This is a genomic window from Xanthomonas sp. NCPPB 2933 (assembly GCF_056725225.1).
In genome coordinates this window covers 5,017,662-5,036,845 of record NZ_CM161518.1, presented here as the reverse complement: position 1 = coordinate 5,036,845, position 19,184 = coordinate 5,017,662, and the positions used below count along the sequence as shown (strand labels likewise).

At 64.2% G+C, this 19,184-nt stretch carries 13 protein-coding genes; 7 read left to right on the top strand and 6 right to left on the bottom strand.

Features of this window, described 5'->3' with window-relative positions:
• The first annotated feature begins 36 nt into the window (after nucleotides 1-36).
• Genes AC1PLU_RS21290 through AC1PLU_RS21280 form a run of 3 tightly spaced genes read left to right on the top strand, consistent with a single transcriptional unit; the run spans nucleotide 37 to nucleotide 3,597 of the window.
• Entirely contained in the window at nucleotides 37-1,629 is a 1,593-nt protein-coding gene (locus tag AC1PLU_RS21290) for an alpha/beta hydrolase (protein WP_481094186.1), read from the top strand.
• 31 nt (nucleotides 1,630-1,660) lie between these two features.
• Nucleotides 1,661-2,407: an ABC transporter ATP-binding protein gene (locus AC1PLU_RS21285; RefSeq protein WP_006449486.1), complete on the top strand. Its 747-nt coding sequence runs from the start codon at nucleotides 1,661-1,663 to the stop codon at nucleotides 2,405-2,407.
• The gene (locus AC1PLU_RS21280; RefSeq protein WP_317061135.1) at nucleotides 2,404-3,597 is read left to right on the top strand and encodes an ABC transporter permease; all 1,194 of its coding nucleotides are present in this window, start codon (nucleotides 2,404-2,406) and stop codon (nucleotides 3,595-3,597) included. The genes AC1PLU_RS21285 and AC1PLU_RS21280 overlap by 4 nt, the downstream gene beginning before the upstream one ends.
• A 480-nt stretch (nucleotides 3,598-4,077) precedes the next feature.
• Here the strand turns inward: AC1PLU_RS21280 and AC1PLU_RS21275 are convergent, their stop codons facing one another.
• The 5 genes from AC1PLU_RS21275 to AC1PLU_RS21255 all read right to left on the bottom strand — a co-directional run bounded on the left by AC1PLU_RS21275 (nucleotide 4,078) and on the right by AC1PLU_RS21255 (nucleotide 11,710).
• Complete coding sequence (locus AC1PLU_RS21275) at nucleotides 4,078-5,094, bottom strand: energy transducer TonB (RefSeq protein WP_481094187.1); 1,017 nt, start codon at nucleotides 5,092-5,094, stop codon at nucleotides 4,078-4,080.
• Between the two features lie 140 nt (nucleotides 5,095-5,234).
• Nucleotides 5,235-6,800, bottom strand: a complete 1,566-nt coding sequence (locus AC1PLU_RS21270; RefSeq protein ID WP_481094188.1) for a tryptophan halogenase family protein — start codon at nucleotides 6,798-6,800, stop codon at nucleotides 5,235-5,237.
• Nucleotides 6,801-6,812: 12 nt separating this feature from the next.
• Nucleotides 6,813-7,826, bottom strand: a complete 1,014-nt coding sequence (locus AC1PLU_RS21265; protein ID WP_481094189.1) for a cupin-like domain-containing protein — start codon at nucleotides 7,824-7,826, stop codon at nucleotides 6,813-6,815.
• Complete coding sequence (locus AC1PLU_RS21260; protein ID WP_481094259.1) at nucleotides 7,816-8,517, bottom strand: SapC family protein; 702 nt, start codon at nucleotides 8,515-8,517, stop codon at nucleotides 7,816-7,818. Before AC1PLU_RS21260 ends, AC1PLU_RS21265 begins: the two co-directional genes overlap by 11 nt.
• Nucleotides 8,518-8,695: 178 nt before the next feature.
• Nucleotides 8,696-11,710: a TonB-dependent receptor gene (locus AC1PLU_RS21255; protein ID WP_481094190.1), complete on the bottom strand. Its 3,015-nt coding sequence runs from the start codon at nucleotides 11,708-11,710 to the stop codon at nucleotides 8,696-8,698.
• Between the two features lie 254 nt (nucleotides 11,711-11,964).
• Between AC1PLU_RS21255 and AC1PLU_RS21250 the strand changes: the two genes are divergently transcribed.
• From AC1PLU_RS21250 to AC1PLU_RS21235, 4 genes are all read left to right on the top strand, one after another.
• Nucleotides 11,965-12,654, top strand: coding sequence for a glutathione binding-like protein (locus tag AC1PLU_RS21250; protein ID WP_481108564.1), 690 nt, complete (start codon nucleotides 11,965-11,967; stop codon nucleotides 12,652-12,654).
• Between the two features lie 328 nt (nucleotides 12,655-12,982).
• Entirely contained in the window at nucleotides 12,983-15,211 is a 2,229-nt protein-coding gene (locus AC1PLU_RS21245) for a S9 family peptidase (RefSeq protein WP_481107168.1), read from the top strand.
• A 243-nt stretch (nucleotides 15,212-15,454) separates the two neighbouring features.
• Nucleotides 15,455-15,922: a cytochrome c oxidase assembly factor Coa1 family protein gene (locus tag AC1PLU_RS21240; RefSeq protein ID WP_481107167.1), complete on the top strand. Its 468-nt coding sequence runs from the start codon at nucleotides 15,455-15,457 to the stop codon at nucleotides 15,920-15,922.
• A gap of 70 nt (nucleotides 15,923-15,992) precedes the next feature.
• A complete protein-coding gene (locus AC1PLU_RS21235; protein WP_481107166.1) occupies nucleotides 15,993-17,792 on the top strand; it encodes a DUF885 domain-containing protein in 1,800 nt (599 codons plus the stop codon).
• A gap of 874 nt (nucleotides 17,793-18,666) precedes the next feature.
• Here the strand turns inward: AC1PLU_RS21235 and AC1PLU_RS21230 are convergent.
• Nucleotides 18,667-19,113, bottom strand: a complete 447-nt coding sequence (locus AC1PLU_RS21230; protein WP_180314733.1) for a hypothetical protein — start codon at nucleotides 19,111-19,113, stop codon at nucleotides 18,667-18,669.
• Nucleotides 19,114-19,184: the final 71 nt, after the last annotated feature.

Below are 19,184 nucleotides of genomic sequence, written 5' to 3'. Positions count from 1 at the left end.
TGCGGCGTCAGGGAATAGGGGATACCAGGAGAGATGGTGAACATGGTGAAGCAACCCACAGTGGTAGCGGCATTGCTGATCGCGATGCTGGCTGCCGGATGTCAGCGTGCAGACAAACCTGCTGAAAACGCGCTTGCGAAAGATGCGCCTGCTGCAACCAAGGCTGGCGCAACTGCACCCGGCAGCGCGCAGCCACGTGCGGCAACCACGCAGACCGGCACGGCCGCAGCCAATCGCTACGGCACGCTGCAATTCGTACCGTGCACGCTGAGTTCCGGCAGCGCGGCCGGCAATATCGAAGCGCAGTGCGCAAGCCTGCGCGTGCCGGAGAATCCGGCCGCACCGACAGGGCGCAGGATCGACTTGAAGATCGCCTGGCTGGAAAGCGATGCCGGCGCTGGCAACAAGCCCGATCCGGTGTTCTTCATCGCCGGTGGGCCGGGGCAATCGGCGACCGAGGCTGCCGCCATCGCAGCGGCTGCGTTACGCGAGGTACGCAAAAATCGCGACATTTTTCTGGTCGATCAACGCGGCACCGGGGGATCTCACCCCATGCGGTGCGAGACAGCCGATGGCAAGCCGTTGCAGGCCGGCATGGCGTCCAGTCCGGAAGAATTGACCGCCTATGCGCAGCAATGTGCCGAAGGCTTGCAACGCCATACCGACCCGCGTTACTACACCACTGCCGAAGCCATCGGCGATCTGGATGCCGTCAGAGCCGCCCTGGGTGCACCACGCATCGACCTGATCGGTGTGTCTTATGGAACGCGCGTGGCGCAGCACTATGCCAAACGCTATCCCGCCCAAACGCGCGCCATTGTGCTCGATGGCGTTGCGCCTAGCGATCTGGTGATCAGCGGTGAGTTCGCACGCACGTTTGAAGACGCTTTGATCCTGCAGTCCGAACAATGCCGTGCCATCGCGGCCTGTCGCGCGCGCTTTCCCACCGATGTGCGCACGCAGCTGCGTACCGTCATGGACCGCTTGAAGACCGAATCGCCGGAAGTGGAGTACCGCGATCTGCGCACCAACGCCATCAAGCGCGATCGGGTGACCGCCGACGCAGTGATCGGTCTGGCCTTTACCTTCTCCTACGCACCGCAGAGCGCTGCCCTGCTGCCGTTGGTGCTGGACGAAGCCGCTGCAGGTCGCTACGCGCCGCTGATGGCGTTGTCGCACATGGACATGCAGATCAACCAGCCCATGCAATGGTCGGTGGTGTGCGCCGAAGATGCCGACCGCTATCGTCCGGTGCCCGCGCACCAGGCATTGCTGCTGGGCGAGGATGTGCCGCGCAGCGTCTTTGCCGCATGCCCGGTGTGGCCCACCGGCAAGCGCGCCGCCGATTTCACCGAGCCGCTGCGTTCGCAGGTGCCGGCCTTGCTGTTGTCCGGTCAGCTGGATCCGGTCACGCCGCCACGCTATGCCGACACCGTGCTCAAGGGACTGCCCAATGGGCGGCATCTGGTTGCACCCGGGCAGGGACACAGCGTCATGGCGCTGGGGTGCATCCCCAAGCTGATGGCGCAGTTCATCGAAACCGCCAATGCCGGTGAGCTGGATGCGCGCTGCGTTGCCGATCTCAACAACGTGCCCGCGTTTACCTCGTTCAACGGATGGGAACCATGAGCCGCACCGACCACGCCACGGAGGCGCTCGCATGATCGTTGTCGACAACCTGCACAAATCGTTCAAGACTAAGACCGGGCTGGTGAAAGCCGTCGATGGGGTCAGTTTCAGCGCCGCCGATGGCCAGATCACCGGCCTGCTCGGGCCCAACGGCGCCGGCAAGACCACCACCTTGCGCATGCTCTACACGCTGATGTCGCCTGACCAGGGCAGCGTGACCGTGGATGGTGTGGACGCCGCCCGCGATCCGGTCACGGTGCGCCGCGCACTTGGCGTGTTGCCGGATGCGCGTGGCGTGTACAAGCGGCTGACCGCACGCGAAAACATCGCTTACTTCGGTGAGTTGCATGGCATGTCGCGCACGCTGATTGCCGAGCGCACACGCCTGCTGTCGGCCGCGTTGGACATGGACGATATTCTCGATCGTCAGACCGAAGGCTTCAGCCAGGGCCAGCGCACCAAGACCGCGATTGCGCGCGCGCTGGTGCACGACCCGCGCAACGTGATTCTCGACGAGCCCACCAACGGACTGGACGTGATGACCACGCGCGCGATGCGCGGCTTTCTGCAGCAGTTGCGTGCAGAGGGGCGCTGCGTAATTTTTTCCAGCCACATCATGCAGGAGGTGGCGGCGCTGTGCGATCGCATCGTCATCGTTGCCAAGGGCACGGTGGTGGCCTGCGGCAGCGCCGACGAACTGCGCGCCGCCACCGGTGAAGACAATCTGGAAGACGCCTTCGTCAAGGCGATTGGCTCGGATGAGGGACTGCACGCATGAGCACCACATCGTTGTTGTCCACCCTGTGGACGGTACTGCGCAAGGAGTTACGCGATATCGGCCGCGATCGCCGTACGCTGGCATTGGCCTTGCTGCTGTCGCCATTGCTGTACCCGATCCTGATTCTGGGCATGGGCGCACTGAGCGAAAGCCGCGTGCGCACGCAGATCGACAAGCCGCTGGAGATCCCCACGCTCGGTCGCGAGAACGCGCCGAATCTGGTGCGTTTTCTGGCTGCGCAAGGGCTCAACGCGGTCGCCGCGCCTGCCGATCTGACCGCCGCAATCCGCACTCAGGAGGTGGATGTGGCGCTGCGCATCAGCGACAGCTACGCCGAGGACTGGCGTGCCGGCCGCCCGGCCTTGGTGGAGGTCATCAAGGACAGCACGCGGCGCGAGGCCGACGTGCCGAGCATGCGGTTGCAGGCCGCGCTCAGCGCTTATAGCCAGCAGGTCGGTGCATTGCGCCTGCTGGCACGCGGCATCGATGCGCAGGTGGGCAGGCCGCTGGAAATCGCCGCGCAGGACCTGGCCACCGCCGACGCCAAGCGTGGGCAGATGATGGCGATGCTGCTGCCGGTGCTGCTGGTGATTACCTCGTTTCTGGGCGGCGCCTCGCTGATCCTGGATGCCACCGCCGGCGAGCGCGAACGCCAGTCGCTGGAGCCGTTGCTGGCCACGCCGGCGCCACGTAGCGCGATTGTGAGCGGCAAGATCGCCGCCGCCTGCGTGATCGGCATGGTGTCGTTGTTGCTCACGTTGCTGGCGTTCAAGCTGAGTGCGCAGTTGTCCACCTCCAACCTGGGGCGCCAGCTCAATGTTGGTTTTTTGCCGATGTTGCAGATGCTCTTCATCCTGGTCCCGATGTTGTTCGTGGGCACCTCGCTGCTGACCTACCTGGCCGCTGCTGCCAAGAGCATGAAGGAAGCGCAGGCGCATATGACCTGGCTGTTGCTGCTGCCGATGCTGCCGGGCTATGCGCTGATGGCGTATCCGTTGAAGACGCAGCTGTGGCACTTCGCGGTGCCGTTTCTGGCGCAGAACCAGATGCTGTTGAAAGTGATACGCCATGAGCAGATCAATGCGCAGACCTGGGCGGTGTATCTGCTGGCTGGCTTCGGTGTAGCGGCGGTGTTGTGGTACGCGGCGGTGCGGCGGTATCACCAGGAGCGGTTGGCGATTTCCGGGTGATGTTCCTTCTTCCACCGGGAGAAGGTGGCGCGCAGCGCCGGATGAGGGTACGGATTGCTGGTGCGAATGCGTAGCTACGATTGTTGATATTTGTGTGCAATGTGGCTGTTCTCTATCAAGTTCGTGATGTCCACTTCGCCGCCGTACCCTCACCCCGACCCCTCTCCCGAGGGGAGAGGGGCTTTAATCCTTCTCCCCTCGGGAGAAGGTGCCCGAAGGGCGGATGAGGGCACGGATCACCAGGAAACAAAAAGCCCGCATCGCTGCGGGCTTTTTGTTTGGTGCCCGACATTCGCCGGGAGTGCAGTGCATCGATCATCGGCAGCCATGGGCCATGGGCCATGGGCCATGAGCCAACAACCAATCAACCAATCAACCAATCAACCAATCAACCAATCAACCAATCAACGACCAAGCAATCAAGCAACCAACGGACTCACTCAGCCGCATGCAGAACTACTCGATCGCTCAACGCCCCACTCAACCACCCGGGTTAAACGACAGCGTGCGCCGCGTGGTCACCGGTGCGGCCACCGGTTCGAAGCGCCAGCGCTTGACCGCGTTGAGGGCTTCGCGGTCGAACACGCGCGGCGGATTGGCGCGCAGCACGCGCGAGGCGGTGATCGAGCCGTCGGTGCCAACCGTGAGTTCCACCAGCACTTCGCCGGAGGTGCCTGCGCGCAGCGCTTCAGGTGGATAGCGCGGTGCCGGGGTGCTGATCGGGCGCAGCGACTGCGCGCTCGGTGCAGCGGCCGCAGCCGCAGCCGGTGCCGGGCGCGGGGCGGCCGGGGTCGGTGCCGGCGTCTCGGCCTGACGGCGCGTCGCGGCCTGGCGCTCGGCTTCGGCGGTCTGCTGACGCGCGGCTTCCTGTTGCGCGGCGATCTGCTGCGCAGCGGCCGCCTCGCGGGTCTGCTGCTCGGCCAGACGCTTCTGCTCGGCCGCCTGCTTGGCCTTGTCTTCGACCAGCTTCTTGGCCTGTTCTGCATCCTGCTCGGAGCGGTTGGCGGCGGTCTTCATGCCCGCTTCCAGGCCGGTCTTCAGGCGCGGCAGTGCCGGTGCCTTGGGGTCGACCTTTTCGATCAGCGCGATCAGGCGCTGCGCTTCGGGGAATTCTTCGCGGCTGATGCCCTGTTCGGCGGCAATCAGCGTGTACGGCATCAGATCGGTCAGCGCGCTGTTGACGGTGGCGTCCTGCGGCTGCTTCTCGCGCAGTGCCAGGTAGTACTCCACCGCGTTGTCGCCGGCCGGGGCGTACATGCGGTTGTCCTGCAGCGCCTTGGTGGCCGATGCGCGCAGCTGGTCGGCGGCCATCGACTGCACCTGCGGCGATACCGCAGTGGCTGGCGTGGGCGCGGCGGCCGGTGCCGCGGGCGTGGCGCCGGTGGCCGGCGCGGTGGTGGCGGCCTTGTCTTCCTGCTTGGAGCAAGCGGCCAGGCCAACCAGCAAAATGACTGGCGCGATCCGGCGTGCCATACGGCCCTGTGTCAGATCCAACATGCGTCCCCCTTACCCCGAGTGCGATAGATAACGTTGCTGCGGCGAGCGCCGGCCACTGTTCCCGCAATGGACGGCAAAGCGGCAATCTAGCATTGCTGGGGCGGTCTAAGCCAAGGGGTGCGCCGAGGTCGGGCGCAATGTCATGCCGCCGGGGTGGCGAGTACCGGAGTGGCAGGCAGCCGCGTAGCCGGCTCGGGCAATGGCGGAGCGGGGCAGTAGCGCCGCAGAAAGTCCGCATGCGCGGGCAGCCGTACCAATGCCGCATCGACCCGCGTGCGGATGTTCTCGAGAAAATGACCGAGTTCGGCATCGCCCATCAGGTCGGCCACCGGGTGGTGCTGCTTGGGCGTGATGCCCTGGCCCAGCATCACCTGCACCCACGAGTTCTCGGCAAACAGTTCGTTGGCCTGATGGAACACCCGCCCGCTCTGGCGGAACAACTCCACCCGATGCCGCAGCGTGTCGGGGATCTCCATCGCCGCGCAATCGCGCCAGAACGGCGTGTCGCGGCGGTCGGTGACGTGGTAGTGCAGGATCACGAAATCGCGGATATGGGTGATTTCTTCGGCCGCCTGGCGGTTGTATTCGGCGATATCGCTATCGTTGATGAGCTGCGGAAAGGTCTGCATCAAGCGGATGATGCCGCGCTGGATCAGATGGATGTTGGTCGATTCCAACGGCTCCAGAAACCCGCTGGCCAGGCCCAGCGCCACGCAATTCTTTTCCCACACCCGATGCCGCTGGTTCGGGGTGAAACGCAACGCGCGCGGTTCGGTCAGCGCGCGGCCAGTGAGATTGCGCTGCAAGACCTGCGCGGCGCTGTCCTGGTCCATGTAGCGGCTGGAATACACGATGCCGTTGCCCACCCGGTGCTGCAGCGGAATGCGCCACATCCAGCCGGCCTGATCGGCGCGCGAGCGGGTATAGGGCACCGGTGCACCAACCGATTCTGTCTGCACTGCCAGCGCGCTGTCGGCGAACAACCAGTGCGACCAATCGTCGGCGCCCACGCCCAGCGTCTTGCCGATCAACAGGCCGGCAAAGCCTGTGCAATCCAGAAACAGATCGCCTTCCACCCGCGTGCCGTTTTCCAGCGTTAGCGCAGTGAGATAGCCGCTGTGCGCATCGGTTTCTACGTTGCCGATGCGCCCTTCGATACGTTGTACGCCGAAGCCTTCGCTGAAGCGGCGCAGGAAGCGCGCGTACAGACCGGCATCCAGGTGATAGGCGTAATTCATGCCGCCGTTGGGCAGATGCGCAAAGCGGCCTTCCTGCGCGGCGCGCAGCTCAAGACAGTAGTCGCCGAAGTCGCGCGCTACGCCGCGCTGCCGGCCTTTCAACCAGAAATGCTGGAAGCCCGCGCTCCAGTGATCGGTGCCGGTATGGCCGAACGAGTGGATGTAGTGCCGGTCGACATCGCGCCAATGCTCGAAGCCGATGCCGAGCTTGATGGTGGCTTGCGTGGCGGCCATGAACGCGGCCTCGTCGATCTCCAGCAGGCGGTGGAAGGTGACCAGGCTGGGGATGGTGGCTTCGCCCACGCCCACCGTGCCGATCTCGTCTGATTCCACCACGGTGATCTGCAGTTGCCGGCCCAGCACTTTCGACAAGGCCGCAGCGGCCATCCAGCCGGCGGTACCGCCACCGGCGATGACGACGCGGCGCACCGGGCGCTGTTGCGGATCGGAAGGCGTGGTGTCGGGCATGGCGAGTGATCCTCAGCGATTCAGGCGTTGCAGCAACCGCGCGCGCAGGCTGCGCGCACGGGTCTCGTCCATCGGTGCCAGCACACCGCGCGCCGCCTCGGGCATATGTGCGGCGGTGTGCGCGTCGGCATCGAACACGTAATGCTCGAACACGTCCTGCCAGATCGCGCGTTGCTCCGCTGGCAGGTCGCGGATGGTGAGCAGGGCCAGCATCAGCGCGTTCATCGGCGAATCCATATAGGCCGGACTCTGCCGCCACCAGAAATTCACCAGCACGTTGAAGGACTCCAGCGCTTCGATGTGATGCCACCACATGCTGGGAATGAACAACGCATCGCCCGGTCCCAACTCGGCCACCAATGCGTGTTCCAGCGCCTGCGCATAGCGTGGAAAACGCTGCAAATCCGGCGCGGCGATATCGACCAGGCTGACCGGCTGCCCGGCCGGGGTGAGGTCGAGCGGGCCGATGTAGAGATTGGCCAATTGCGTGGGCGGAAACAGGGTGAAGCGGCGCCGCCCGGCGACCACGCAGGCCAGGTTGTCGGGCAGGTCCTGATGGGCGGCAATGCGGGTGCGGTTGCCGATCCAGATGCTGGCCAGTGGTTCGCTCTGCGGCAGGGCGATCGGGTTGTGCGCGCGCAGGCCGGGCAGGTAGGTGTCCAACGTGGTGGAGCCGACGTAGATCGCCGGTGGCTGCGGGTTATGCAGATCGCGCAGCAGGGTGTCCAGCACCACGCTCAGCGGCACGCGTTCGGGGCGGAAGTTGAAGCCGCTCATGTCCGCGTTGTAGAAGAAGCGCCCACCGATCTCCGGCGGGCCGACCTGCGCCACCACCGCCTCGCCGCGGTCGAAACCGCGCAGATACATGGCCGCTGCCTGTGCAGAAGTCGCGCCGGCCTGCGCCAGCGGCCAGTCGCGGACCAGCCCGCGCAATACCAACGGCGTTGTCGAGCGCAGCAAGGCTGGGTCCAGCTGTTGCGGGTCCAGTCCGTGCAATTCTTCGATGGCGCGCGGCTCAGCCAGCATGGCGGCGCTGCATGCGGTCGAGCAGATGGCGGAACTGCGCGATCGAGGCCACCGCCATGTACAGCGGTTCCAGATCGCCGTGTCGGTGCAACTCGAGCAACGCCGCATCGTCGAGCGCGCGCAGGCGTTCTTCGTGGACGGCGTAGAGCCCTGCCAGGCGGCATTCCAGGCCGTTTTCCAGCGTGGCCTCGAACACGAACGGTTCCAGCAGATCGTAGCTGAGCAAGCGTGCGACGAAGGCCTCGCTCGCCGCCAGGCCATCATGCAAGGTGCGCAACACCTGGCTGATGCGGTCGAGAAACTCGCTGGTGCCGCCGTGTTCGCGAAACAGCAGCTCGCCGTAGGTGCGGCTGATGCGCGGGCTGTCCAGATCCACGTGCACCATCGGTCCGTCCGCTTGCTCGCCGATCAGGAATGGTTGGCGCTGAATCGCCAGCGGCACGTACGGCGCATCCCAGCGTGCACCGTCCAGAAACAGGTTTTCGCCCAGGCGCAGGCCCAGCAACGCCAGCGGCTGAAAACTGCGCTCGCCATTGCGATGGAACACGATCGGGTACTGCGCTTGCAGCTGGCGAAATTCCTGCGGAAACGTCGCAGCCGACATCACGTCATCGCCGAAGGCGGCGCCGTGCGTGGTGATCACGCGCAGATCGCGGTGATCGAGATTGTTCAACAACACGGCATTGGTCATGGGGGAAAGTGACACATCACGCGGGGCGCGTGGCCCATGCTTGGACAGTTGCTTCGGCGTGGCAAGTCCCGGATGCAACACATCCGGGAAACGCAAAGAGAGCGTCGTGCTAGACGCTCCGGCAGACTCGCTGCCGGGAGCGCTTAAAAGCGCATCACTGCATGAGCAAAGCGCGGCCTCACCAGAACTTGTAGCGCACGCCCAACATGTAGCGCGGTCCGGTCTGGGTGGCATAGACGATCTGGTTCGGGTGACGGCCATGCTGGCGCTGCACCTCGTCGGTGAGGTTGATCGCCTCCAGGCTCAACGACAGGTTCTCGGTCCATTGATACCCGACGCTCAGATCCAGCTGGCCGTAGGCTTCGGTATAGACCGGGTTGGGCTGGCCGCTGCCGTCGAAACGTGCGGCCAGGAATTCGTCGCGCCAGTTGTAGGCCGCACGCACCTGCCACTTGTCGCGGTCGTAGAAGCCGACCACGTTGGCCGAATCGCTCAGGCCTTCCAGCGCGAACTGCTCGCCGATCACTGCGTTGTTGTAGGTCAGCCCGGAGTCGACCATGGTGTAGTTGGCCGACACGCCGAAGCCGCTGTCGCCGAACATGTGCTGCAGGTTGAATTCCCAGCCATCCAGCGACGCCGAGCGCTGGTTGGCCGGCGCGGTGATGGCGAAGTTGGCCACCGGGTCGCCGGGCTGCCCGCTGATCACGCCGGTGGCATTGCCGTTGGCATCGTCAGCTCCGCGCACCACGCCGGGCGCGCCGCCGCGGTTGCGGAAGATGTAGTTGCGGATACAGGTCAGGTCGGCCGAGGCGCAGCCGTTGCCCAGCGCTTCGTTCCAGTACGCACCGCCCACCGGGGTGTTCAATCCCAGCGAGGTGTCGTTGCGCGTGGTCACCCCGATGTAGTTGTCGATGTTCTTGCGGAAGAAGCCCACCGAGGCGTAGCTGGCATCGCTGTAGTACCACTCCAGCGAGAAATCGATGTTGTGCGAGAGCAGTGGCTTCAGGCCGGGGTTGCCTTCCTGGCCGGTGCCGCCTTCCAGGCGCGCGATCTGGTTGAGCGTCTGCCCGCCCTGGATGTCGCCCCAACCGGGGCGGCCGATGGTTTCGCCGTAGCTGCCGCGCAGCACCAGGTCCTCGGTGAGCTTGAAGCTCAGGTCCAGGCTGGGCAGCCAGTATTCGTACTTGCCGCTGCCGCTGGCGAACGCCGAATCGGCCAGGCGGATCGGCAACTCGTTGTTGGCGACCCAGTCGATGCCCACCGCCACCGGCACCAGTGCCTGCGCGTCCACCTTGGTTTCTTCGTAACGCACACCGGCGGCCAGGCTGATCGGCACGCGCAGATCGTCCCAGCTGTTGTTCCACTGCAAGTAGGCGTTCTTGGATTTTTCGGTCACGCGGCGGTCGGTGGTGAACACCGGCGAGATGCGGTACAGCGCGTCATCGCCCGCCGCTTGCGCGGCGGCCTGACGGGCGCGCTCGAAGTCGAACAGGAACAGCTGGTTGAACTGCGCCGGATTGCCGCTGCCGTCGATCGCATCGAAATACTGCGCGAACGAACTCGGAATCCACAGATCGTCCGGATAGTCGGCCGCGGTGCCGTTGCCGCCCCAGGTATCGCGCTGCACGTTGGAAAACGCCGAGCGGTTCTTGACCTCGGTGCTGCCGATACCGAACTTCAACTGCGAATAATTTTCGAAGGTGAAGTCGCCGTTGACCTGGGCTTGGTCGATCTCCGACTTCATGTAGCTGTTGCGGAATGCCGAGCCGGTGACCAGCGTGCGCGAGGGGTCCAGCCCGTTCAGGCCGAAGCCCAACTGCTGCTGCAACACCGGGAAATCCTTGCTGAAATCCACCACCGAGGTGCCGCGGTAAAAGCCCGAGACGCCCAGCGAATTGCTCGAGCCGTACGGGCTGTCCGCACCGGCTTCGGCGGTGGAGCGGTGGATGTCGAAGTTGAGCTTGAACTGATCGGTCACCGCCCAATCCACGTTGAAGCCCAGCGACTTGTTCTGGTTGCGCGTGGCCGCATTGGAGCCGGCGGTGGCCAGATCGCTGGTGGCCGGGTTGACGAATTCCGAGTAGGTGATCGGGCCGGCCACCGGACCGTTGGTCCAGGCACTGGCCGAGGGGCCGTAGTTGAACCACACCGACATTTCGTTGCGCTGCTGCTGGATCTTGTTTTCCGAGTACGTGTAATCCAGCGTGGTGGTGATGTTGTCCAGCGGCTTGTACTGCAGTACCAGCTGCCCGTTGGTGCGTTGGCGCTCGACGCCGACCACGCGATAGTTGAGGTTCTGCGGCACCGAGTAGATGTCGTTCGGGCCGGGGCGGTTGACGATGTTCTCCGAGCCCGGCGCACCCGGCTGCGGGATGGTGCCGTAGGCGGTGGAGTCGCCACGGAACGAACGCCAGCCGTTGGGCACGCCGACCTGGCTGTAGCCGAAATCGCGCTCCTGATAGCTGCCGCTCAGCGACACGCCAAAGCGTCCATCGGCCGAGGTGTTGCTGAAGATGCCAGAGATTTCCGGCGTCAGCGCATCGCCCTGCAGGCGGCCCGGCAAGTTCTCGTTGGACGCATCGTGCACGCCCTTCAAACCCACATTGGCATGCATGCCCGGGTTGTCCAGCGGCCGGGCGGTCTTGATGTTGATGGTCGCACCGATGCCGCCGGTGGGCGTGCTGGCGCGGCTGGTCTTGAACACCTCGATGCCGGAGATCGACTCGGACGCCAGGTTGGCGAAGTCGAACGCACGCGAGTTGGAGGCGTTGGATTCTTCGATGCTGGCGCCGGGCATCTGCCGGCCGTTCAACAGCACCAGGTTGAAGTCCGGGCCGACGCCGCGCACGGTCACGCGCGAACCTTCGCCCAGCGAGCGGTCGATCGACACGCCGCTGATGCGCTGCAGCGACTCGGCCAGATTGGTATCGGGGAACTTGCCGATGTCCTCGGCCACGATGCCGTCGACGATGCCTTGCGCATCGCGCTTGACGTTCATCGACGAGGTGAGGCTGCCGCGGATACCGCTGACCTGCACGGTATCGAGCGTGGCGGGGTCGGCCTGGCTGGAGCCGGGGACGGTCGAGGCCGACTGCGGCGCCGGCGCGGTTTGCGCTGCCAGCGGCGTCGACAATGCGAACAACAAGGCAGACGTCAAGCGCCGCGTGCGCGGCAGGGTGCGGAGCTCTCTCACGATGATTTCTTCCCCAAGCGAAAAAAAGCCGGCCCCAAGTCAGGACTGGCAAAGGTCGATGAAACAATCACGCATTTGTTAGCGCAGGCTTAACGAAGTCAATTTGCACTGCAGCATCGGTCGCGACCCAATCGCGTCACACATCGTTCCACTCGGGGCCACGGCGAGCGCACGCGCTGGTAGCGGGCTTGGTCGTACCATCGAACGCCACGGCACGCAGCTGCGTGCAAACCCCTTCCGAACTGGAGCACCCGATGATCGACCTGTATTACTGGCCCACCCCCAACGGCCACAAGGTCACCTTGTTCCTGGAAGAAGCCGGGCTGGACTACACGCTCAAGCCGGTCAACATCGGCAAAGGCGAACAGTTCGAACCGGCCTTCCTGCAGATCTCGCCCAACAACAAGATGCCGGCGATCGTCGACCACGCACCGGCCGATGGCGGCCCCGCGCAGAGCGTGTTCGAATCCGGCGCGATCCTGCTGTACCTGGCGGAAAAAACCAGCCGCTTCCTGCCGCGCGATGCGCGTGGCCGCATCGCCGCACTGGAATGGCTGTTCTGGCAGATGGGCGGGCTGGGGCCGATGAGCGGCCAGATGGGCCACTTCAACGTCTATGCGCCGGAAAAGATTTCCTACGCGATCGACCGCTACAACGCCGAAGTGCGCAGATTGCACGGCGTGCTCGACAAGCGCCTGGCCGAGTACGCGTTCCTGGCCGGCCCCGAGTACGGTATCGCCGACATGGCCAGCTACCCCTGGATCGAGGTCTATGGCGACCTCAAGCCGGACTACGCCGCCTTCCCGCATCTCAAGCGCTGGCATGACGCCATCGCCGCGCGCCCGGCCACGCACCGCGCCTATGCGCTCAAGGACCAGGTCAACCCCAACGCCGGCAAGCCGCTGGGCGAGGAAGAGCGCAAGCATTTGTTCGGCAAGCGCTGAAGGCGGCGATACGCGCAGTAGCGTTGCAGAACGCGCAGCCAATCAACACACGCATCTGCACAAAGCCCCTCTCCCCTCGGGAGAGGGGTTGGGGTGAGGGTACGGTGTCGCCGGAGACTGACAGCGAACCCCCAGTTGCTCACTCTCGCCACGCGTGGCGACGCGTTTGTCATTCCCCACCGCCCACAGACAGCTCGCGATACATGCACATCCCCGGCACCACCCATCCCCACGCGCACACGCCTGAGCGGCCAACGCCAGGATCGCCGCGCTTCTCAAATCCGTAGTACCCCCGCATCCTGTGCGCAGTCTTCAGACAGGATCTTCGATGCGTTCCCTGTTCGCCGCCCTTGCCCTCATGCTCAGCACGATCACCACCGCCCACGCCGAAAAACTCACCCTCGACGCCATCACCGGCCCGTTGCCGCTGTCCGGCCCGACGCTGATGAAACCCAAGGTCGCCCCCGATGGTTCGCGCGTGACCTTTCTGCGCGGCAAGGACAGCGACCGCAATCAACTGGATCTGTGGGAGTACGACATCGCCAGCGGCCAGACCCGCCTGCTGGTCGATTCCAAGGTCGTGTTGCCCGGCACCGAAGTCTTGAGCGATGTCGAAAAGGCCCGCCGCGAACGCCAACGCATCGCCGCCTTCGCCGGCATTGTCGATTACCAATGTGCGCCGGATGCGCACGCGTTGCTGTTCCCACTCGGCGGCGAGTTGTATCTGTACGACCTGCGCAAGACCGGCGCGGCGGCGGTGCGCAAACTTACCCACGGCGAAGGCTTCGCCACCGACCCCAAGCTCTCGCCCAAAGGCGGCTTTGTCAGCTTCGTGCGTGAACGCAATCTGTGGGTGATCGATCTGGCCAGCGGCAAACAGCTGCAGCTCACTCGCGATGGCAGCGAGACCATCGGCAATGGCGTGGCCGAGTTCGTCGCCGACGAAGAAATGGATCGCCACACCGGCTATTGGTGGGCGCCGGACGATTCGGCGATTGCCTTCGCGCGCATCGACGAATCCGGCGTACCGGTGCAGAAACGCCCGGAAGTCTATGCCGACCACACCGAGGTGATCGAACAGCGCTATCCGCAAGCGGGGCAACCGAATGTGGCCGTGCAACTGGGCGTGATCGCACCGCGTGCCAGTGCGACGCCACGCTGGATCGATCTGGGCAACAACTCCGATATTTATCTCGCCCGCGTGGACTGGCGCGACCCGCAACGGCTGACCTTCCAACGCCAATCGCGCGATCAGAAAACACTCGAGCTGATCGAAACCACGCTTGCCAGCGGCAAGCAGCGCGTGCTCATCACCGAGACCTCGCCAACCTGGGTGCCGCTCAACAACGACCTGCGTTTTCTCAAGGACGGCCGCTTTGTCTGGAACTCCGAGCGCAGCGGTTACGAGCATCTCTACATTGCCTCCGAAGACGGCGCCACGCTCACGCCGCTGACCTCCGGCGCCTGGGTGGTCGACGCACTGCTCGCCGTCGATGAGCACGCCGGCACGGTGTACTTTTCCGCAAGCAAGGAGTCGCCGACCCAGACCCACATCTACGCCGTGCCGCTGGCAGGTGGTGCGATCGAAAAACGTTCAAAAACCAACGGCACGCATGTAGCCAGTTTCGCCAGCAATGCCAGCGTCTATGTCGATAGCTGGTCCAACACCAGCACGCCGCCGCAGATCGAGCTGTTCCGCGCCAATGGCGAAAAAATTGCCACGCTGCTCAAGAACGATCTGGCCGATCCGCAGCACCCTTACGCCAAGTACCGCGACGCGCAGCGCCCGGTGGAATTCGGCACGCTCACCGCTGCCGATGGCAAGACTCCGCTGCAGTATCGCCTGATCAAGCCGGACAACTTCGACCCGGCCAAGCGCTATCCGGTGATGGTGTACGTGTATGGCGGCCCCGCCGCGCAGACGGTGCTCGATGCCTGGCCGAGCCGTGGCGATGCGTTGTTCGATCAATACCTGGCCCAGCGCGGCTATGTGGTGTTCTCGCTGGACAATCGCGGCACCCCGCGGCGCGGCCGCGACTTCGGCGGTGCGCTTTACGGCAAGCAGGGCACTGTCGAAGTGGACGACCAACTGCAGGGTGTGGCCTGGCTCAAGGCGCAGCGCTGGGTCGATCCAACGCGCATCGGCGTGCAAGGCTGGTCCAACGGCGGCTACATGACCTTGATGCTGCTCGCCAAACACAGCGATGCGTATGCCTGCGGCGTGGCCGGTGCACCAGTCACCGATTGGGGGCTATACGACACCCACTACACCGAGCGTTACATGGACCTGCCGGCCGGCAACGCCGACGGCTACCGCCACGCACGCATCGCTACTCATCTGGACGGCCTGAGCGCCAAGCTGCTGCTGATCCACGGCATGGCCGACGACAACGTGTTGTTCACCAATTCCACCGCGCTGATGAGCGACCTGCAACAGCGCGGTACTGCATTCGAATTGATGACCTATCCAGGTGCGAAACACGGCTTATCCGGCAGCACTGCCTTGCATCGTTACAAGACCGCAGAGGCCTTCATCCAGCGTTGCTTGATGCCCTAATCCAGACATCGGCTGGCTGCGCGGTTGCCGCAGCCAGCTCACTGAGGCCTTGGTGTTCATCGTGATCGATGCGGCGCGCTACACCTGCGGCCATCACACGGAAGCGCCACCGCGTCGGCGCAACGTCTGCCGTTCTTCCGCCAGCGGTGCTGGGTCGGCATTCTTGTGCAACTGACAGGCACGCGTGGTTGCGGCCAGCTGCCCCCCCTCAACCGTTGCTCACCGCACTGCAAAGGACCTGCCATGTCACTCCCGCCACTGATTCCGGGGTCACCGCAACGCGGCGTGCGAGCTCCCGAGTTCTGGAGCCGCAACTGGAAATGGATCGTGCCCGGCATCGGGCTGGCGCTGTTTGTGGTGTTGGCGCTGGTGGTCGGCGCGCTGGTCTACGTGATCACCGGGGCGGTGAAGTCCAGCGATGTGTACAGCGGTGCGCTGCACATCGCGCGCTCCGATACACGGGTGATGCAAGCGCTGGGCACGCCGATCGACGAGGCTTTTCTGCCCGACGGCAGCGTCAGTTATGTCGGTCCACTAGGGGAAGCGCATTTCAGTGTTGGCCTGCACGGGCCGCGCGGGCAGGGCAGTGTGCAAGTGGACGCCACACGCAGGCACGGCCGCTGGACGTACCAGACGTTGACATTCGCCAGCGCACAGGCCGATCCGATCAGTCTGTTGCCCACCGCGCAGCCGCCGCCTTGCCAGCCATGACCTAAGACGCATTGCCGCCACCGCCGCAGATGGGTAGGGTCGCGCTACTTCTCTTTGCAGATGCCTTTCCATGAAACCACTTGTCGTTGCTGTCGCGCTCGTTCTGGGCACCGCGTTGCCGGTGTCCCAAGCCCCGGCCCAGAGCCAGACGACCAAGGCCGCGCCGGCCCAACGCCCCACGCCGGCCTGGGTACAGACCAGCAACGGCTACGCACAGATCCTGCTCACTGCGCAGGCTCCGTTTCAGCCCGAATACGCCAGCTTCTTCGGCGTGCCCGGCTACGACGACCAGGTCATCGACCTGGGCCCGGACAATGCCGCGCGCTATCGCGACGCGATGAGCAAGGCGCGTGCCGCGTTGCAGGCCAAGCTGGCGACCGAGCGCGATGCCAACGTGCGCCAGGATCTGCAGATCATGATCGGCGCGGCTGAACAGAACATCGAAGGTAGCGAGCTCAACGAGCGCTACCTGTTGCCGTGGAGCGACGCCCCGCAGCTGGTCTTCAGTGGCCTCAACGGGTTGTTGTCCGACCAGACCGTGCCCGAGCGCCGCGCCAAGGCGCTGGACCGCCTCAAGCGTTACGTCGGCCTGGTGCCGGGCAGCACGCCCACCACCACGCTGGCCCGCAAACGTTACGAAGAACAGCTCGGCAATAAGGCCTTGTTGCAGCCAACCGAACGCGAAGTGGAGCAGGCGCTGGCGAACGTGGACACCTACGTCGCCGGCATCGGTGAACTGTTCGCCAAGTACAAGATCGCCGGCGCCGACGAGGCGCTCAAAGCAATGTCCACCCAGTTGAAGGACTACGCCAAATGGACCCGCACCACGGTGCTGCCCAAGGCGCGCAAGGACACCCGCCTGCCCGAGCCGCTGTATGCGTTCCAGCTCAAGCAGGTCGGCATCGATATCGCCCCGCAGCAGTTGATCCAGCGCGCGCAGCTGGAATTCATGGAAACCCGCTCGGTCATGCAACAGCTCGCACCGCTAGTGGCCAAGGCCAAGGGCGTGCAGGGCAGCGATTACGTGCAGGTGATCCGCGCGCTCAAGGGCAACACCATCGCCGACGACCAGCTGGAAACCCACTACCGCGGCGTGATCGACCAGATCGACCCGATCATCCGTCAGCAGCGCATCGTCGATGTGCCCAAGCGCCCCATGCAGATGCGCCTGGGCAGCGCCGCCGAAAGCGCCGCACAACCGGCACCGCACTTCCTGCCCGCACCGCTGATCGGCAACACCGGCCAGCAGGGCCAGTTTGTGCTGCCACTGGGCAACCCGACCGCCGATGGCGCCAAGAAGGAGCAGTACGACGACTTCAACTTCGGCTCGGCCGCCTGGACGCTCAGCGCACATGAAGGCCGCCCCGGCCACGAACTGCAGTTCACCGCCATGGTCGAACGCGGCGTCTCGCTGGCGCGCAGCATGTTCGCGTTCAACTCGGTCAACGTCGAAGGCTGGGCGCTGTATGCCGAAGCCGAAATGGTGCCGTACGAACCACTCGACGGCCAGCTGATCGCCCTGCAGTTCCGCCTGCTGCGCGCCGCCCGCGCGATGCTCGACCCGATGCTCAACCTCGGCCTGATCGACCGCGAACGTGCCCGCCAGGTGCTCGAAGACGACGTCGGCCTCTCGCCCGCCATGACCCGCCAGGAACTGGACCGCTACACCGTCCGCGCCCCCGGCCAGGCCGGCAGCTACTTCTACGGCTACACCCGCATCCTCGAGTTACGCATGCGCACCGAATTGGCACTAGGCAAGAAGTTCGACCGCCTGGCCTTCAACAACTTCCTGCTCGACCAAGGCCTGCTCCCGCCGGATCAGCTGGCCAAGGCGGTGGAAACGCAGTTTGTTCCTGCGCAGCGGAAGTAATCGCAGCGGGGTTTCTTGCTGAGCTGGTTGTCGTGAGTGGTTCGAATACTGAAAAAACGAAGGCGCGGCCCTGAAGGCCGCGCCGATGTGGTGATTTGTAACGTCCATACTTGCAGCAGCATTAATGCGGTATTGCGATTATTCGAAATACAACAAACGTGACTGTTCCCGTTAGGAAAGGTCACGTTTGATAAGTCGGCCGCATGATCAAAGATCTGCATTCTGCTGTATTTGCAGAACCACCAAGTGAGCATATGTGCTCAATGAGAAAATGGAACATTCTCGGGTCGCTGCTGCCCCGTCCACTTGCCCTGTTTTTTTGCTTGAGGGCAAATGCTTTGATATTGCTTAAGAGCTGCAATGGCAGTTGGAGTCCAAGCCTGAAGGCACACTGGACCTGCACAACAGGGTGATGGACTGGGAAAAAGGCAATAGCCAGGTACAGCGACCCAGGTAGCGCTAATTGGATCTATCGGTGTCCAATTCTTGTCTTGATCTTTGCAACCCTGCGTACAGAAGACAAATGGGTCATCGGATCGGCAGACAAGCTTGACCCCCTTGGTTTGAGCCCCAGCTTGTCCAACGAAACACATCGCCAACATCAACATCCATATCCAGCTTTTCATGACTATTCCTTAGATGACTGAGGTGAAGAGTTGCGCTCAGCCAAGATCAGTGACTACGAGCGTGGTACCGAGACAACAGCAAGCGAGTGCTTAGCCGGTCCCAACCTAGTTGCTCCCGGAGGATACTGCATCCGATTTTGGGTTTCACTACAAGCAGGCGCAGGGTGGGCGCACTAGTTGGCCAACAAGAACGATCAGCACCTTTGATGCCGGTCGTTTGCCGGAATATCTGAACCCAAAGAAAGCTTTTATCGCGCAGGCAACGGACTGGTGGGATTACCCACCCCCGCAGGCACCCAGATCGCCATACCAGCCGCGCGTTTCTGCGTGGTCGGGATCCCGATCCCCAGCCCGCCGCCGACGCGGCCGCCGTAGCTGCCGCCGCCCACCGACAGGCCGCCGCCGGAGCGTTCCGAGCCTACGCCCACAATGACCACGCCGTTGGCGCCGAGCTTGGCGGCTTCGCGCTTGAGCCGCATGACGGCGGCATCGGTCTGGCCCTGGGTGCCGAAACCGGCCGCGCTGGTGGATTCGAGCTGGGCGATCTCCACCGAGCCGACCGGGGCGTTGGAGTACACCTGGACCTGCGCCGGGTCGATCGGCGCACGCGCCTGGCCCAGCATGACCTTGGAGCTGCTGGCGCAGCCGGCCAGGAGCATGGCGAGCCCAGCGGCGATGACGACATGCTTGTTCATGGTGAAGCCCCCTGTTGAACGACAGTGACAGCGATGATCCGGCGCCCGCACTGAATCGCGCCGGACTTTGC

Bases quoted from the DNA above. Each gene is read 5' to 3' on its own strand.
- AC1PLU_RS21245 (WP_481107168.1), top strand. From the start codon at position 12,983: ATGCGTTCCCTGTTCGCCGCCCTTGCCCTCATGCTCAGCACGATCACC.
- AC1PLU_RS21265 (WP_481094189.1), bottom strand. From the start codon at position 7,826: ATGCTGGCTGAGCCGCGCGCCATCGAAGAATTGCACGGACTGGACCCG.
- AC1PLU_RS21275 (WP_481094187.1), bottom strand. From the start codon at position 5,094: ATGTTGGATCTGACACAGGGCCGTATGGCACGCCGGATCGCGCCAGTC.
- AC1PLU_RS21250 (WP_481108564.1), top strand. From the start codon at position 11,965: ATGATCGACCTGTATTACTGGCCCACCCCCAACGGCCACAAGGTCACC.
- AC1PLU_RS21235 (WP_481107166.1), top strand. From the start codon at position 15,993: ATGAAACCACTTGTCGTTGCTGTCGCGCTCGTTCTGGGCACCGCGTTG.
- AC1PLU_RS21230 (WP_180314733.1), bottom strand. From the start codon at position 19,113: ATGAACAAGCATGTCGTCATCGCCGCTGGGCTCGCCATGCTCCTGGCC.
- AC1PLU_RS21260 (WP_481094259.1), bottom strand. From the start codon at position 8,517: ATGACCAATGCCGTGTTGTTGAACAATCTCGATCACCGCGATCTGCGC.
- AC1PLU_RS21280 (WP_317061135.1), top strand. From the start codon at position 2,404: ATGAGCACCACATCGTTGTTGTCCACCCTGTGGACGGTACTGCGCAAG.
- AC1PLU_RS21285 (WP_006449486.1), top strand. From the start codon at position 1,661: ATGATCGTTGTCGACAACCTGCACAAATCGTTCAAGACTAAGACCGGG.
- AC1PLU_RS21270 (WP_481094188.1), bottom strand. From the start codon at position 6,800: ATGCCCGACACCACGCCTTCCGATCCGCAACAGCGCCCGGTGCGCCGC.
- AC1PLU_RS21240 (WP_481107167.1), top strand. From the start codon at position 15,455: ATGTCACTCCCGCCACTGATTCCGGGGTCACCGCAACGCGGCGTGCGA.